Origin of the sequence: Thioclava sp. DLFJ4-1 (assembly GCF_002020145.1) — a bacterium.
GTDB classification, from domain to species: Bacteria; Pseudomonadota; Alphaproteobacteria; order Rhodobacterales; family Rhodobacteraceae; genus Thioclava; species Thioclava sediminum.
In genome coordinates, this window is the sequence record NZ_MPZT01000002.1 from 100,908 (window position 1) to 116,675 (window position 15,768).

Genomic DNA, 15,768 nt, shown 5'->3' on the forward strand with positions numbered 1-15,768 from the left:
TCCGCTCTTCTAACAGGCCTACAGCGCCTCGCCCTTGTCGAGCTTCGCGAGCAGCGCCTCCGCGGTCTTCAGCTTGGCGTCGCGCGTCTCTTTCTTCTGCTTGTCCCAGTTACGATAGACGAGCCCCATGCGCGGATTGCCCTCGAAGCGGTCGCGATGCCGGTCGAGGAAATGCCAGTAGAGGCTGTTGAACGGGCAAGCCTTCTCGCCGTCCTTCGCCTTCACGTCATAGGCGCAACCGCCGCAATAATCCGACATCTTGTCGATATAGGCGCCCGAGGAAATGTAGGGCTTCGAGGCCACCACCCCGCCATCCGCGAACTGGCTCATCCCCGCCGTGTTCGGCGCCTCCACCCACTCATAGGCGTCGATATAGACCGCGAGATACCAGTCCTGCACTTGGCGCGGGTCGATCCCGGCCAACAGCGCGAAATTGCCAGTCACCATCAGACGCTGGATATGATGGGCATAGGCCAGATCGCGGGTCTGCCCGATCGCGGCTTTCATGCAGGCCATGTCGGTCTCGCCCGACCAGTAGAACCACGGCAGGTCGCGCTTGTGGTTGAGCGCATTGCGCGACGTGTAATCCGGCCCTTCGCGGAAGTAGATCCCGCGCATATATTCGCGCCAGCCGAGGATTTGCCGGATGAAGCCTTCCACCGAATTGATCGGCGCATTGCCTGCCTTGTAGGCCTCCTCGGCAGCCTTGCAGACCTCCAGCGGCGAGAGCAGCCCGAGATTGATGCACGATGACAAGATCGAGTGATGCAGCAGCCGGTCCTCGGCCAGCATCGCGTCCTGATAGGTTCCGAAGTCGCGCAGATTGTGAGCGATGAAATGCTCCAGCGCGCGTTCGGCCTGCGCGCGGCTGACCGGCCAGTTGAATTCGTCGAGCGACCCGAAATTATCGGGAAACTCCGCCTCGACCATATCGAGCACCTCCTGCACCAGCGCATCCTTGCGGAAGGTCGGCGCGGGCTCGCGGAACAGGTCAGGCTGGGCGGGCTTGCGGTTCTCCTTGTCGAAATTCCACTCACCACCCGCCGGATCGTCGCCCTCCATCAATAGCCCCGTCTCGCGGCGCATCTCGCGGTAGAACCATTCCATGCGCAATTCCTTGCGCCCCTCGGCCCAGTCGGCGAAGCGTTTTTCGGAGCAGATGAAGCGGTCGTCGGGCAGTTGCCGGATTTTCAACGGCGCGCTCTCGAAGGCTTGCCGCAGCCGCCATTCGCCGGGGGCGAGCGTCACGACCTCCTCGGCCCCCTCCTCCTCGGCGCGGCGCGCGAATTCGCCCACCAGCGAGCCCGCGTTGTCGTCGTCGGTCAGCTTCGTATAGCGAACCTGCCAGCCGTCGCGCTCCAACTCGTCGGCGAAGCGACGCATGGCGGCGAAGGTCAGGGCCAGCTTCTGCTTGTGATGGCCGGTATAGGTCGCTTCCTCGCGCACCTCGGCCATGACCACCACATCCGTGCCCTTGTCGCCGCAGCGCAAAGCCGCGCCGTCATGGCTCAGCTGGTCGCCCAGCACCGCGATCAGCTTAGTCATAGATCATCTTTCGGGTCATGCCGCCGTCGACGACCAGCACCTGCCCCGTCACGAAGCCCGCGTCAGCGAGGTACAACACCGCGTCGGCGATGTCGGAAGGCGCGCCCACCCGGCCCACCGGATGCTGCGCGTGATCCTCTTTGCTCAAGGCCTCGCCGCTCGAATTGATCCAGCCGGGCGCGATGGCGTTGACCCGAACTTCCGGCCCAAGGCTAACCGCCATTGCGTGGGTCAGCGACGTGACGCCGCCCTTCGCCGCCGCATAGGCGAAGGTGTCAGGCTCGGATTGCAGCGCGCGGGTCGAGGCCATATTGACCACCGCCCCCTGCCCCTTGCGCAAGGCGGGCAGAGCCTCACGCGTCATCAGGAACGTGCCCGTCAGATGCGGATCGATCCACCTGTGCCACGCCTCCAGCGTCAGATCCTCCAGCGGTCCGCATTCGGGATTGGCCGGACCGCCATTGTTCACCAAGAGATCGAGCGTCTCGAACCCAGCCTGCGGGACGGCCGCACAAATATCGTCTTCGCTCCCCAGATCGCAACGGATCGCCTGCAACCCTTCGCGCGCCTCCAGCGGGTCGATATCCAGATCGAGCGCCGCGACCTGCCAGCCGCGATCCAGCAGCGCCTCGGTGATCGCACGACCGATCCCGCGTGCGGCGCCGGTGACGATGGCGTTTCGGGTTACCATGGGATCTCCTTGCCTGCGTAATCGTAGAAACCGCCCGATTGCGCGGGGGTCAGCCCGTCCAGCACATCCAGCAACCGGCGCGCGGCGTCTTCCGGGGCGAGCTTGTCGCGCGGGTAATCGGCGGTAAAGGGGGTGTCGACCGTGCCGGGATGCAGCGCCGCGATCACCAGCTGCTTGTGAGAGCGCCCCAGTTCGATCGCCGCGCCGTGCAGCAGCTGGTTCAGTGCCGCTTTCGAGGTCCGATAGCTATACCAGCCGCCCAAGCCGTTATCCCCGATCGAGCCGACCCGCGCCGAGAGCGCCGCAAACCGCGCGTGCCCGTCGCGGGGCAACAGGCGGGCGGCATGTTTCAGCACCAGCGCCGGCCCCATCGCATTCACGGCGAACTGGGTCTGCAATTCCGCGGGCGTCAGCTGCGACAGCGCCTTTTCCGGCGTGCCAAGCGCGCCCGATGCCACGAAGATCAGATCGACCGGCCCCTCGATCCCGCGCAGCCCCGCCTCGACCGAACCCTCATCGGTCACATCGAACCCATCGCGCGACCGCGACAACCCCGTCACCGCGAAGCCGCGCGCCTCCAGCTCGGCCCGGATCGCCGAACCGATCCCGCCCGTATCTCCGATCACGATTGCCTGACCTGCCAACGTTCCCTCCGTCATATGCGCCCAAAGGCTACGCGCCCCCGCCGCGAGCGGTTCCTTTTTTGCTTTTCATTTATCACTTGGCGCCTATAGTGCCCCTCATGACACGGGATAAGCATATTCAACTCACCGCAGCCGGGGCTCTCGCCCAAGGCGCGATGCCCCGTGGTCTCCTTCTTCTTAGCAGCCTCTGAGCGTGCCTTCGGGCGCGAACGCTCAGGGGTAACCAGCGCCCGGACAACTTCCGAAAGCCACCGCGCAATGCTGGCCTTCGGGACCAAGTAACGCTAAGAGCCAAGACGAAAGAGACTAGCAGATGGCCCAGACCATGATCGACAAAAACCGCGTTCTGATTTTCGACACGACCCTGCGTGATGGCGAGCAATCGCCGGGCGCGACGATGACCCATGACGAGAAGCTCGAGATCGCCGATCTGCTCGACGAAATGGGCGTAGACATCATCGAGGCCGGCTTCCCCATCGCCTCGGAAGGCGATTTCGAAGCCGTCAGCGATATAGCGAAACGCGCCAAGTTCTCGACCATTTGCGGGCTGGCCCGCGCGAAGCTGCCCGATATCGACCGCTGCTGGGAGGCCGTGCAGCACGCGAAATCGCCGCGCATCCACACCTTCATCGGCACCTCGCCGCTGCACCGCGCGATCCCGAACCTGACGATGGACGAAATGGCCGACGTCATCCACGAGACCGTCAGCCACGCGCGCAACCTGTGCGACAACGTGCAATGGTCGCCGATGGACGCGACCCGGACCGAGCATGACTATCTCTGCCGCGTCGTCGAGATCGCGATCAAGGCGGGTGCCACCACGATCAATATCCCCGACACGGTGGGTTACACCGCGCCGACCGAATCCGCCGATCTGATCCGGATGCTGCTCGAGCGGGTGCCGGGCGCCGACGAAATCATCTTCGCGACCCACTGCCACAACGATCTGGGCATGGCGACGGCGAACGCGCTGGCCGCGGTCGATGCCGGTGCGCGCCAGATCGAATGCACGATAAACGGTCTGGGCGAGCGCGCGGGCAACACCGCGCTCGAAGAGGTCGTGATGGCGATGAAGGTCCGTCAGGACATCATGCCCTACCAGACCCATATAGACACGACGAAGATCATGAACATCTCGCGCCGCGTGGCGCAGGTTTCGGGTTTCCCGGTGCAGTTCAACAAGGCGATCGTCGGCAAGAACGCCTTCCTGCACGAAAGCGGCATCCACCAGGATGGCGTGCTGAAGAACGTCGAGACCTTCGAGATCATGAAGCCCGCCGATATCGGCCTCAACGAGGCGAATATCGCGATGGGCAAACACTCGGGCCGCGCCGCTCTGCGTGCGAAGCTCAAGGATCTGGGCTACGAGCTGGGCGACAACCAGCTCAAGGACGTCTTCGTCCGCTTCAAGGCGCTGGCCGACCGCAAGAAGGAAATCTACGACGAGGACCTGATCGCGCTGATGACCGACAGCGCCGCGAACACCGCCGATGACTACCTGCAGGTGAAATGGCTGCGCGTGGTCTGCGGTTCGGACGGTCAGGAAGCCGAGCTGAAGATGCTCGTCGACGGCGAGGAGAAATCCAGCAAGTGCCAAGGCGACGGCCCGGTCGATGCGGTCTTCAACTGCGTCAAGGAAATCTACCCGACGCAAGCGAAGCTGAAGCTCTATCAGGTGCATGCCGTGACCGAAGGCACCGACGCGCAGGCGACCGTTTCGGTCCGCCTCGAAGAAGACGGGCGGATCGGCACGGGGGCCGCGTCGGATACCGACACGATCCTCGCTTCGGTGAAGGCCTATGTCGGCGCGCTCAACCGCCTGCGCTTCCGCAGCCAGAAAACCGCGCCCGACGCGGATGTGAAAACGGTGAGCTACAAGCTCTGAGCCGACCACAAATTGCACAGGTTTCGGGCAGCCCGCGAAGGGCTGCCCATTTTCAATCCAGCCCCCGCGAATTCCCCGATTTCAGCACGATTTCGTGACGTATCGCATATCTGTAATTTCAAGCACTTTTTCCGGGCAAAATCCGTCCAAAATGTTGAAAAAGGTCAATCCCTTGGGCCAGCCTCAGCGGATAACCGCAGGGGTGCCTTGCCGACAGCGCAAATCCGCTTCCCCGTAAGGGCCGCTTTGACTATACGAGGCGCGGGCCGTGGCTTGGCGCGAGTCGCGGTGTTTCTAAGAAATTTGGGATGGGACAGGCGTAATATGGTTGGTGGGATCTTCTCCTCGGACATGGCGATCGACCTCGGGACGGCGAACACGCTGGTCTATGTCAAAGGCAAGGGTATCGTGCTGAACGAACCCTCTGTGGTCGCCTATCACGTCAAGGACGGCAAAAAGCAGGTGCTGGCAGTCGGTGAAGACGCCAAGCTGATGCTCGGCCGGACCCCCGGCTCGATCGAAGCGATCCGCCCGATGCGCGACGGCGTCATCGCGGATTTCGACAGCGCCGAGGAAATGATCAAGCATTTCATCCGCAAGGTGCACAAGCGCTCGACCTTCTCGAAGCCGAAGATCATCGTCTGCGTCCCGCATGGCGCGACCCCGGTGGAGAAGCGCGCGATCCGTCAGTCGGTTCTCTCGGCAGGTGCGCGCCGCGCCGGCCTGATCGCAGAACCGATCGCAGCGGCCATCGGCGCCGGCATGCCGATCACCGACCCCACGGGCTCGATGGTGGTCGATATCGGCGGCGGCACGACCGAGGTGGCCGTCCTCTCGCTGGGCGACATCGTCTATGCGCGCTCGGTGCGCGTGGGCGGCGACCGCATGGACGAGGCGATCATCTCCTACCTGCGCCGCAACCAGAACCTTCTCGTGGGCGAATCCACTGCAGAGCGGATCAAGACCACGATTGGCACCGCGCGGATGCCCGATGACGGGCGCGGCATGTCGCTCCACGTGCGCGGTCGCGACCTGCTGAACGGCGTGCCGAAAGAAACCGAAATCACGCAGGCGCAGGTCGCCGAGGCGCTGTCCGAGCCCGTCCAGTCGATCTGTGACGCGGTGATGCAGGCGCTGGAGACCACCCCGCCCGACCTCGCCGCCGACATCGTCGACCGTGGCGTGATGCTGACCGGTGGCGGTGCGCTGCTGGGCGAGCTGGATCTGGCCCTGCGCGAGCAGACGGGCCTCTCGATCTCGATCGCCGATCAGTCGCTCAACTGTGTTGCGCTCGGCACCGGCAAGGCGCTTGAATATGAGAAACAGCTTCGCCACGTCATTGATTACGACAGCTGAGCCGGGACCGGGATTGCACCACGCCCGGCCAGTGATCTGACCGGAGACGGAATTGGCCAGAAATCGCGACGACCAAGACTATATCGGACCGCTGCGCCGACTGGGCGTTGCGGTTCTAGTCGTCATATTGCTCGCCCTCTTCCTCGTCTGGCGCATCGACAGCCCGCGGATGGAGCGGTTCCGCTCTGCCCTCGTGGATCGCTTCGTGCCCAGCTTCGATTGGGCGATGGCCCCGGTCACGAAACTGACCGACATGGTCGAGGGCTTCCAATCCTATTCGCGCATCTACGAGCAGAACCAGGAATTGCGCCGCGAGCTGCAGCAGATGAAGGCGTGGAAGGAAGCCGCCGTTCAGCTGGAGCAGCAAAACGCGAAGCTTCTGGCGCAGAACAAGGTGCGGCTCGATCCGAAGCTGACCTCCGTGTCGGGGCGTGTGCTCGCCGATAGCGGCTCGCCCTTCCGCAAATCGGTGCTGCTGAATGTCGGCAAGCGCGACGGCATCGTCGATGGCTGGGCCACGATGGATGGGCTGGGCCTTGTGGGCCGGATCTCGGGCGTGGGCTCCTCGACTTCGCGGGTGCTGCTGCTGACCGACGCCTCGAGCCGCATCCCGGTCTCGATCCCGGCCTCGGGGCAGAACGCGATCCTCGCGGGCGACAACTCCCCCTACCCGTTCGTGGATTTCCTCGAACATCCCGACCGCGTGCGCCCGGGCGACCGCGTGATCTCCTCGGGCGATGGTGGGGTCTTCCCGGCGGGGCTGCTGGTCGGTCAGGTCTTCCAGGGCCGCGACAAGCGACTGCGCGTGCGCCTCGCGGCCGATTACGAGCGGCTCGATTTTCTGCGCGTGCTGCGCTCGCACCCGGCCGAGCGGATCGAGAATGCAGGCGGGCTGATCGCGCCCGACCCGAAGGTCATCGAACAGGAAGCCGCCGAGAAGGCGCGCTCGGAGGCCGCCGAGGGCGCGCTCGAACCCGATGACGGGTCGGAGGACGGCAACGGGGGCAGCCAATGATCGACCCCATCACCCGCCGCCGTCTCAGCTACCGAACGCTCTTCGTGGTGATCGGCCTCGTGCTGATCTTCGTGCGCCTGATGCCTGTCGACCATTCGCCGGGCGGCCTGCCCGGCCCCGACCTGACCTTGGCCCTGACGCTCGCCTGGGTACTGCGGCGTCCCGAATACGCCCCGGCCCTGCTGATCGTTCTGGTCTTCCTGCTTGAAGACATCATGTTCTGGCGGCCCATCGGGCTTTGGGCGCTGATCGTCCTCGGCGCAACCGAATTCCTGCGCCGCCGCGAGCAAAGCCTGCGCGATCTGCCCTTCGCGCTGGAATGGGCATTGGTCGCGGGGCTGCTGATCGCTATGGTGGCGGTGAAGCGCATCGTCCTGCTGGTCACGATGGTCGATCAGCCGAGCCTCGGTCTGGAGCTGTTCCAGATGCTGGTGACGCTGGCCGCCTATCCGGTGGTTGTGCTTGTGTCGCGGGTGGCCTTCGGCCTGCGCCGCGCGGCACCGGGCGAGGTCGACGCCTACGGACATCGAATGTGAGGGGGCCCAGAATGAGACGATCCCCGAAAGAGACCGAAGTCAGCACCCGCCGCATAACGCGACGCGGCTTGCTCTTGGGTGGCGCGCAGGCGGCGGTCGTGGCCGTGCTGGCAGCGCGGATGCGCAAGATGCAGCTCGAAGACGCCAAGCAATACCGGCTGCTGGCCGAGGGCAACTCGGTGAAAATCCGGCTGATCCCGCCGGCGCGCGGTCTGATCTTCGATCGCAACGGGGTCATGCTTGCGGGCAACGAGCAGAATTACCGTGTCACGATCACCCGCGAGGATACCGACGACGTCGATGCGACGCTGGCCGCTTTGCGCCGTCTGATCCCGATTACCGATGGCGATACGAAAGACATCCTGCACGATATCCGCCGCCGCCCGCCGACGACGCCGGTCACGGTGGCCGACCGCCTGACATGGGACGAGTTCTCGCGCGTCGCGGTGAACGGCCCCTCGCTGCCCGGTGTCAGCCCCGATGTCGGCCTGTCGCGTCTCTATCCGCGCCGCGAGGATTTCGGCCATGTGATCGGCTATGTCGGCCCGGTCTCGGATTACGATCTGAGCAAGATGGAAGACCCCGATCCGCTGCTGCTGATCCCGAAATTCCAGCTGGGCAAAACCGGGATCGAGGCCAAAGAGGAAAGCGTGCTGCGCGGCGCGGCCGGTCAGCGGCGTGTCGAGGTGAACTCCGCCGGGCGCGAGATGCGAGAGCTGTCGCGCGAACCCGGCCAGCCCGGCGAGAACCTTCAGCTCACGCTCGATTATCGTCTGCAGAACTATGCGCTGCAGCGGCTGGAGGAGGAATCCGCAGCGACCGTGGTGATGGATGTGACCAATGGCGACGTGCTCGCCTGCGCCTCCGCGCCGAGCTTCGACCCCAACCTTTTCGTGCGCGGGATTTCGGTCGCCGATTATCAGCGCCTCACGCAGGACGATCACCGCCCTCTCGCCGACAAGACCGTGCAGGGTCTCTACCCGCCGGGCTCGACCTACAAGATGGTCACCGCGCTCGCCGCGCTGGAGGCGGGGCTGGTGACGCCGGAGGAAACCATCTGGTGCCCCGGCTATGTCGAGATCGCGGGCCGCCGCTTCCACTGCTGGAAGGGCGCGGGCCACGGCCATGTGAACATGACCAAGAGCATGGAGCAGTCCTGCGACGTCTATTACTACGAGCTGTCGCAGCGCGTTGGCATCGACAAGATGAGCGACATGGCCAAGCGTCTGGGCGTGGGCGTCCGGCCCGACCTGCCGATGTCGGCGGTGAAGGAGGGCGTGGCCCCCACCAAGGAGTGGAAGCGGGAGCGCTACGGCAAGGACTGGCTGATCGGCGACACCGCGAACGCGGCCATCGGTCAGGGCTATGTGCTGGCCTCGCCGATGCATCTCGCGATCATGGCGGCGCGCATCGCCAGCGGGAAGAAGGTCGAGCCGCGTCTGATCCGCGCCCGTGACGGGGTCGAGCAACCGATCCGCGTCACCGATGATCTGGGCGTCGAGAAGGTCTATCTCGATAGCGTGCGCAAGGGGATGACCGCGGTGGTGAACTCCTCGCGCGGCACCGCGCGCGGCTCGCGCATCGCGATGAAGGAATGGAAGATGGCGGGCAAGACCGGCACCTCCCAGGTCCGCAACATCACCAAGGCCGAACGTGCCCGCGGCGTGATCCGCAACGAGCAGCTTCCCTGGAACCGGCGCGACCACGCGCTCTTCGTGGCCTTCGCCCCCATCGACAATCCGCGCTACGCGGTCTCGGTCGTGGTCGAACACGGCTCGGGCGGCTCGACGGCCGCCGCCCCGATCGCGCGCGACGTGTTGCTGTTCGCGCTGGCGGGCGGCCTGCCCCCGGACGATGCCTACCCGTCCTTCGCCCGCGCGAAGGCCAAGGAGCTGAACGAAACGCTCGATCTGGTCGACCCCGACACCGTGCAGAAGCCGCAATCGAGGTCGCGCGCATGAGCTATCTCGAGAGCAATCTCAAGACCGTCCCGACGGGATGGCGCAAGATCTTCTATCTGAACTGGCCTCTGGTGATCCTGCTGACGGCGGTGGCCTGCGCCGGCTTCCTGATGCTCTACTCGGTCGCGGGCGGCAATATCCACACCTGGGCCGAGCCGCAGATGAAGCGTTTCGCGCTCGGTATGATCGCGATGTTCACTGTGGCTTTCATCCCGGTCTGGTTCTGGCGCAACGTCTCGGCGCTGGCCTATTTCGTGGCGCTTTTGCTGCTGGTGGCGGTGGAGTTCTTCGGCGCGATCGGCATGGGCGCACAGCGCTGGCTGGAGATCGGCCCGCTGCGCATCCAGCCCTCCGAGCTGATGAAGATCACCCTCGTGATGCTGCTGGCTGCCTATTACGACTGGCTGCCTGTCGAGAAGGTCTCGCGCCCGCTCTGGGTGTTCATCCCTGCGGTGATCATCCTCGCGCCGACCTTCCTCGTGCTGGCCCAGCCCGACCTCGGCACCGCGGTGATGCTGGTGCTTGGCGGGGCCTTCGTGATGTTCGCAGCCGGGGTGTCGTTTTGGTATTTCGGCACCGTGATCGCGCTGGTCGTCGGGTTGGTCTTCGGCGTGATGGAAAGCCGCGGTACGGAGTACCAGCTGCTGCACGACTACCAGTACAAGCGGATCGACACGTTCCTCGATCCGGGCTCGGACCCGCTTGGTGCGGGCTACAACATCATGCAGGCGCAGATCGCGCTCGGCTCGGGCGGCTGGTCGGGGCGCGGCTTCATGCAGGGCACGCAAAGTCGCCTGAACTTCCTGCCCGAGAAGCACACGGACTTCATCTTCACCACGCTCGCCGAGGAGTTCGGCTTCGTCGGCGCCTTCTCCCTCCTGATGCTTTACACCGGCATCATCGGCTTTGCGCTTTATACCGCGATGGCAACGAAGGACCGCTTCGCCTCGCTGCTCAGTTTCGGGGTCGCCGGGACGTTCTTCTTCTTCTTCGCGATCAACATGGCGATGGTGATGGGGCTGATGCCTGTCGTGGGCGTCCCCTTGCCACTGGTGAGTTACGGGGGCACCGCCATGATGATCCTGCTCGCGGCCTTCGGGCTGGTGCAAAGCGCCCATGTCCATAGACCGAGGCAAAGATGATCCGCGTCCTTTTCGCCGACAAGCCCGAGAACTGGGCTCGTTACGAACGCCCGCTGACAGAGGCCATCGCAGCCACCGGCGTCGAGGCGCAGATCGTCCAGCCGGACGAGATCGACCCCGCGCAGATCGACTATGTCGTCTATTCGCCGCAGGGCCCGGTGCAGGATTTCACCGCCCTCACCTGCGCGAAGGCCGTGCTGAACCTCTGGGCCGGGGTCGAGCGCGTGGTGGGCAACCAGACCCTCACCCAGCCGCTGTGCCGGATGGTGGATGCGGGACTGGAGCGCGGCATGGTCGACTATGTGACCGGCCACGTGCTGCGCTATCACCTCGGGATCGACGCGACGCTGGCCCAGCAGGATGGCGTCTGGCGCCATGACGGGGGCGTGCCGCCGCTGGCGCGGGACCGCTCGGTGGTGATGCTGGGCTTGGGCGCTTTGGGCAAAGCCTGTGCCGAGGCGCTCGCGGGTCTGGGCTTCAAAGTCACCGGCTGGAGCCGGTCGCCGAAAGACATCCCCGGGATCACCTGCCTGAGCGGCGATGACGGTCTGGCGGAGGCGCTGTCGAAGGCGGAGATTCTCGTCTCGATCCTGCCCGACACGCCCGAGACCACCGAGCTTCTGAACACGGACACGCTGGCGCAGATGCCGAAAGGCGCGCGGATCATCAATCCGGGTCGCGGCACGCTGATCGACGATGACGCTCTCTTGGCTGCGCTGGATCGCGGCCAGATCGGCCACGCGACGCTCGACGTGTTCCGCGTGGAGCCCCTGCCCCCCGAGCACCCCTATTGGGCGCATCCCCACGTGACGGTGACGCCCCATATCGCCGCCGAGAGCCGGGCAGAGACCGCCTCCGAAGTCATCGCGGAAAATATCCGGCGGGGCGAGGCAGGCGAGCCGTTCCTTTATCTCGTGGACCGGTCGCGGGGCTATTGAGCGGCGCAGGCCGGGGGTTTCACACCCCCGGACCCCCGTGGGATATTTCGACCAAGAGGAAGATCAGAGCGTTGGCGCGGGCAGTCCGAGCTGCTGCGCGAGACCCGCAAGGCGGCTTTCCTGCCCCGACCAATCGGCAGCGCGCGACGCAAACAGCGTCGCCTGAGACTGGTGGATCAGCCCGTCCGAGAGGATCTTCAGATGGTTCGCGCGCAGCGTCTCGCCGCTCGAGGTGATATCGGCCACGGCCTCGGCGGTGAGGTTCGCGATGGTGCCCTCGGTCGCGCCTTGACTGTCGACGAGCTGCCAATCGGCCACGCCTTCGCGGGTCAGAAATTCGCGCACCAGCCGATGGTATTTCGTGGCGATCCGCAAGCGGAAGCCGTGGGTGGCGCGGAAGCGGTGGGCTGCGGCGTCGAGGTCTTCGAGGCTGTCCACATCCGACCAGCAGGCCGGCACCGCGATGATCAGATCGGCATGGCCGAAGCCCATCGGCGCGAGATCGGCGACCTGGCTTTCCCAGTCGGCGAGCTTCTCGCGCACGAGATCCGACCCGGTGACGCCCAGATGGATGCGGCCCGCCGCCAGTTCGCGCGGGATTTCTCCGGCCGACAGCAGCACCAGTTGCACGCCCTCGGCCCCTTCGACCGCGCCCGCATATTCGCGCTCCGACCCGGTGCGCTTGAGCGTGATGCCTGCTTGCGCGAACCAGTCGAAGGTCTTCTCCATCAGACGCCCCTTGGAGGGTACACCGAGTTTGATCATGGCCTCGCTCATGCTTGCGCCTCCAGATCGGCCATCAACCCTGCACGGATCACGCCGCCCACGGCGGGGATTTCGCGCCCCTGCCCCAGTTGCCGGGTCAGCGCGTCGTAGCGCCCGCCGCTCGCGACCGGCGGTAGTGCCGGATCGGCTGCGGTGAAGGTGAAGACGAAGCCGTCGTAATATTCCATCGTCGAGCGCCCGTGGCTCGCGTCGAAGGTGATCGCGGCGAGGTCGATGCCGCGCGTGGCGAGCGCGTCGAGACGCTTTTCGAGCCGCGCAATGGCCGGTTCGATGGCTTCAATGCCGAGCGCGCGCAGGGCGGCAGGCGCCTGATCTGCAGCACAGCGCAGCTCAGCCAGTTTGCCCATCGCGGCAACCGCATCGGTCGGGATCGGCGCAGCGGCAGCGTCGGCGGCGAGCGTGGCGATCCGCGCCTCCATCTCCTCGCGTGAGCGCAGCCCGATCCACGGCGCGCCGGAGCGTTGACCGGTCAGCAGATCGGCGCGGGCTTTCGGCACCTCGACCTGCCCAGAATAGCGCGCAAGCAGATGCTGGAAGCGCTTGGGACGCCAGATGTGACGGGCGAGCGCAGCTTTGCGCTCGGGCAGCGTATCGAGCCCGTCGACGGCCGCGCGCAGCAGGCCCATATCACCGATCGTGGCGGACAGGTTCAACTTGGCGAGAAGCCCCGCGAACAGCGCGAAAACCTCGGCATCTGCGGCTTCGGGATCGGCGCGGTCGAAGATTTCGAACCCGGCCTGAAAATACTCATTGGCACGCGCGGGGCCGCGATGATCCTGACGGCGGAATACCTCGCCCGCATAGGCGTAGCGCGCAGGTTCGGCGCCATTGGCCATATGCTCCTGCACGACCGGCACGGTGAAGTCCGGGCGCAGCATCATCTCGCCGCGCAGCGGGTCGGCGGTGACATAGGCGCGGGCGCGGATATCCTCGCCGTAAAGGTCGAGAAGCGCCTCGGCGGGTTGCAGGATGTCAGGCGTGACCTCGACTGCCCCTGCCGCGAGGAATTGCCCCAGCAGGCGGCTTGCCTGCGTCCGCGCTTGCGCCTTGTCCGCCATTACTTGGCCTCGTAGCGTGCAAGGATTTCTTGCACTTTTGCGACCATTTCCCCGGTCGGAACCTCAAATTGCGCCGGTTGGGATTTCCATTCTTCAACCGTCGCGTCCTGTGCGATCTTCGCGCCGAGGATCAGGTCCTTGATCTGAACGACACCGCGGTCTGCCTCGTCCGAGCCTTGGATGATCGCCACCGGGCTTTCGCGTTTATCGGCGTATTTCAACTGGTTGCCGAAGTTCTTCGGGTTGCCCAGATAGACCTCGGCGCGCAGCCCTGCCCCGCGCAGCGTCGAAGCCAGCGCCATGTATTCGGCCATCCGGTCGCGATCCATCACGGTCACGACGACCGGGCCCTGCGCGGAGCCGCCGATGCGGCCCTTCGCGCGCAGCGCGGCCAGCAGGCGGTCGACGCCGATCGAGACGCCGGTGGCCGGGACGACCTGACCGGTAAAGCGCTTGACCAGATCGTCATAGCGCCCGCCGCCTGCGACCGAACCGAACTGACGCGGGCGGCCCTTTTCGTCGGTGATCTCGAAGGTCAGCTCGGCCTCGAAAACCGGGCCGGTGTAATAGCCCAGGCCGCGCACGACCGAGGGGTCGATCACGATGCGGTCGGGGCCGTAGCCTTGCGCGTCGAGAAGCGAGGCGATCTGCTCGAGTTCGTCCACGCCTTCCGCACCCAGCGCCGAGCCTTCGACCAACTCGCGCAAACGCGCGACGGTGGCGGCGTTGTCTTCGCGCTTGGCCTCCATGAATCCCATGACCGTATCGGCCTGTGCCTCGGACAGCCCCGCGCCCTTGGTGAAGTCGCCGGAATCGTCCAGACGCCCCTCGCCCATCAGAAGGCGCACGCCCTCCTCGCCGAACTTGTCGAACTTATCGATGGCGCGCAGGACGATGCCGCGCTCTTCCTCGAACTTGGCAGGATCGGCCGGGTCGAGAACGCCCGCGACTTCCATCACGCCGTTCAGAACCTTGCGGTTGTTCACCCGCACGACGTAATCGCCGCGCGGAATGCCGACCGCCTCCAACGCGTCCGAAAGCATCCCGCAAATCTCGGCGTCAGCCGCCACCGAGGGCGCGCCCACGGTATCAGCATCGCATTGATAGAACTGGCGGAACCGGCCCGGACCGGGCTTTTCGTTGCGCCAGACGGGGCCCATCGTGAAGCGACGATAGGGCGTCGGCAGATCGTTGCGATATTGCGCCGCGACCCGGGCCAGCGGCGCCGTCATGTCGTAGCGCAGCGCCAGCCACTTGCCGTCATCTTCCTCCTGCCACGCGAAGACGCCCGCATTCGGGCGGTCCACATCGGGGAGGTATTTGCCCAGTGCCTCGACCGTCTCGATGGCCGAAGTTTCCAGCGCCCCGAAGCCATGCGTGCGATAGACCTCTGCGATCTTTGCCAGCATATCGGCGCGCTCGGTCACCTCCGTGCCGAAATAATCGCGGAAGCCCTTCGGGGCCTCGGCCTTGGGACGGGGCTGCTTTTTCTGTTTCGCCATCGGCTTGCACCTGATCTTATCTCGCGCGAGGGTGTAGCCCAAGGGGCTGGCCCCGGCAAGCAATAGGAACGGCAGATGCAGGAACGGCTGGAACGGGCGGAGGAACAGATCGCCTATCTGACGCAAACGGTGGACGAGCTGTCCGATGTCGCGGCCGCGCAGGCCCGTCAGATCGAACGGCTGGAGCGCCATCTGGGGCTGCTGATGGAGCGCGAGGCCGAGCGCGAATATGACAGCGGCAGCGCGATCCCCTTGGCCGACCAGAAACCGCCGCACTGGTAATGGATGCGGCGCTCTGGGGGCTGAACGGGGTTTTCGTGAGCGCCCAAGCGCTCATCTACACCGCTTTGCTGATCTGGCCCCCGGGGATCGACCTTCGTTCGACACTCGACCGGTTCGAGCTGTGGCAGGGCAGCGGCATCCTTGCGATGCAGGTGTTCTTCGCCGTGCCGCTGATGTGCGGGCTGATCTGGCGGCTGCGCAGCCATCGACAGGCCATGCTTTTGATCTCGTTGAGTTTTCTGGCAACCGCCGTGCTGGGCGCGGCGGCGTGGCTGGAGATGGGCATGATCTCCGGTGCGGTGCGCGACGGGATCAACGAGCGCGACCTTCTGCGCGGCTTGGCGCTGCTGCGCTGGGGCGAGTTCGCCACCGCCCTTGCCGCCGCGATCGCGCTGCGGCTGGCATGGGTGGCGCGCAGCCTGTGAGG

At 65.4% G+C, this 15,768-nt stretch carries 15 protein-coding genes; 9 read left to right on the forward strand and 6 right to left on the reverse strand.

Going from position 1 to position 15,768, the window contains the following annotated elements; translation table 11 throughout:
• Nucleotides 1–18: 18 nt before the first annotated feature.
• Genes BMI85_RS05545 through BMI85_RS05555 form a run of 3 tightly spaced genes read right to left on the reverse strand, consistent with a single transcriptional unit; the run spans nt 19 to nt 2,880 of the window.
• The gene (locus BMI85_RS05545; protein ID WP_078600049.1) at nt 19–1,545 is read right to left on the reverse strand and encodes a cryptochrome/photolyase family protein; all 1,527 of its coding nucleotides are present in this window, start codon (nt 1,543–1,545) and stop codon (nt 19–21) included.
• Nucleotides 1,538–2,236 carry an SDR family oxidoreductase gene (locus BMI85_RS05550; RefSeq protein ID WP_078600051.1) on the reverse strand — a complete coding sequence of 233 codons (699 nt, stop codon included), beginning with the start codon at nt 2,234–2,236 and terminating at the stop codon, nt 1,538–1,540. The genes BMI85_RS05545 and BMI85_RS05550 overlap by 8 nt, the downstream gene beginning before the upstream one ends.
• The gene (locus BMI85_RS05555; protein WP_246832494.1) at nt 2,230–2,880 is read right to left on the reverse strand and encodes an SDR family NAD(P)-dependent oxidoreductase; all 651 of its coding nucleotides are present in this window, start codon (nt 2,878–2,880) and stop codon (nt 2,230–2,232) included. The genes BMI85_RS05550 and BMI85_RS05555 overlap by 7 nt, the downstream gene beginning before the upstream one ends.
• A gap of 325 nt (nt 2,881–3,205) precedes the next feature.
• Between BMI85_RS05555 and BMI85_RS05560 the strand changes: the two genes are divergently transcribed.
• The 7 genes from BMI85_RS05560 to BMI85_RS05590 all read left to right on the forward strand — a co-directional run bounded on the left by BMI85_RS05560 (nt 3,206) and on the right by BMI85_RS05590 (nt 11,713).
• Complete coding sequence (locus BMI85_RS05560; RefSeq protein ID WP_078520589.1) at nt 3,206–4,765, forward strand: 2-isopropylmalate synthase; 1,560 nt, start codon at nt 3,206–3,208, stop codon at nt 4,763–4,765.
• Between the two features lie 324 nt (nt 4,766–5,089).
• On the forward strand, nt 5,090–6,121 hold the full coding sequence (locus BMI85_RS05565; protein ID WP_038064670.1) for a rod shape-determining protein: 1,032 nt from the start codon (nt 5,090–5,092) through the stop codon (nt 6,119–6,121).
• 52 nt (nt 6,122–6,173) lie between these two features.
• The gene (mreC, locus tag BMI85_RS05570; protein ID WP_078520363.1) at nt 6,174–7,136 is read left to right on the forward strand and encodes a rod shape-determining protein MreC; all 963 of its coding nucleotides are present in this window, start codon (nt 6,174–6,176) and stop codon (nt 7,134–7,136) included.
• Nucleotides 7,133–7,672, forward strand: a complete 540-nt coding sequence (locus BMI85_RS05575; RefSeq protein WP_078520364.1) for a rod shape-determining protein MreD — start codon at nt 7,133–7,135, stop codon at nt 7,670–7,672. Before mreC ends, BMI85_RS05575 begins: the two co-directional genes overlap by 4 nt.
• A gap of 11 nt (nt 7,673–7,683) precedes the next feature.
• Complete coding sequence (mrdA, locus tag BMI85_RS05580) at nt 7,684–9,633, forward strand: penicillin-binding protein 2 (protein WP_078570036.1); 1,950 nt, start codon at nt 7,684–7,686, stop codon at nt 9,631–9,633.
• A complete protein-coding gene (rodA, locus tag BMI85_RS05585) occupies nt 9,630–10,775 on the forward strand; it encodes a rod shape-determining protein RodA (RefSeq protein ID WP_078520366.1) in 1,146 nt (381 codons plus the stop codon). The genes mrdA and rodA overlap by 4 nt, the downstream gene beginning before the upstream one ends.
• Complete coding sequence (locus BMI85_RS05590; RefSeq protein ID WP_078600055.1) at nt 10,772–11,713, forward strand: glyoxylate/hydroxypyruvate reductase A; 942 nt, start codon at nt 10,772–10,774, stop codon at nt 11,711–11,713. The genes rodA and BMI85_RS05590 overlap by 4 nt, the downstream gene beginning before the upstream one ends.
• A gap of 63 nt (nt 11,714–11,776) precedes the next feature.
• On the opposite strand, the gene hisG is transcribed toward BMI85_RS05590, so the two are convergent.
• The 3 genes from hisG to hisS are packed head-to-tail and all read right to left on the reverse strand — an operon-like array spanning nt 11,777 to nt 15,059.
• Nucleotides 11,777–12,490 carry an ATP phosphoribosyltransferase gene (hisG, locus tag BMI85_RS05595; protein ID WP_244176591.1) on the reverse strand — a complete coding sequence of 238 codons (714 nt, stop codon included), beginning with the start codon at nt 12,488–12,490 and terminating at the stop codon, nt 11,777–11,779.
• Nucleotides 12,487–13,557, reverse strand: coding sequence for an ATP phosphoribosyltransferase regulatory subunit (locus tag BMI85_RS05600; RefSeq protein WP_078600057.1), 1,071 nt, complete (start codon nt 13,555–13,557; stop codon nt 12,487–12,489). The genes hisG and BMI85_RS05600 overlap by 4 nt, the downstream gene beginning before the upstream one ends.
• On the reverse strand, nt 13,557–15,059 hold the full coding sequence (gene hisS / locus BMI85_RS05605) for a histidine--tRNA ligase (protein ID WP_078600059.1): 1,503 nt from the start codon (nt 15,057–15,059) through the stop codon (nt 13,557–13,559). The genes BMI85_RS05600 and hisS overlap by 1 nt, the downstream gene beginning before the upstream one ends.
• A 75-nt stretch (nt 15,060–15,134) precedes the next feature.
• Here hisS and BMI85_RS05610 point away from each other — a divergent pair, with 75 nt between their 5' ends.
• Both BMI85_RS05610 and BMI85_RS05615 read left to right on the forward strand, forming a co-directional pair.
• On the forward strand, nt 15,135–15,341 hold the full coding sequence (locus tag BMI85_RS05610; protein ID WP_078548211.1) for a SlyX family protein: 207 nt from the start codon (nt 15,135–15,137) through the stop codon (nt 15,339–15,341).
• On the forward strand, nt 15,341–15,766 hold the full coding sequence (locus BMI85_RS05615; protein WP_078600061.1) for a hypothetical protein: 426 nt from the start codon (nt 15,341–15,343) through the stop codon (nt 15,764–15,766). Before BMI85_RS05610 ends, BMI85_RS05615 begins: the two co-directional genes overlap by 1 nt.
• The last annotated feature ends 2 nt before the right edge of the window (nt 15,767–15,768 follow it).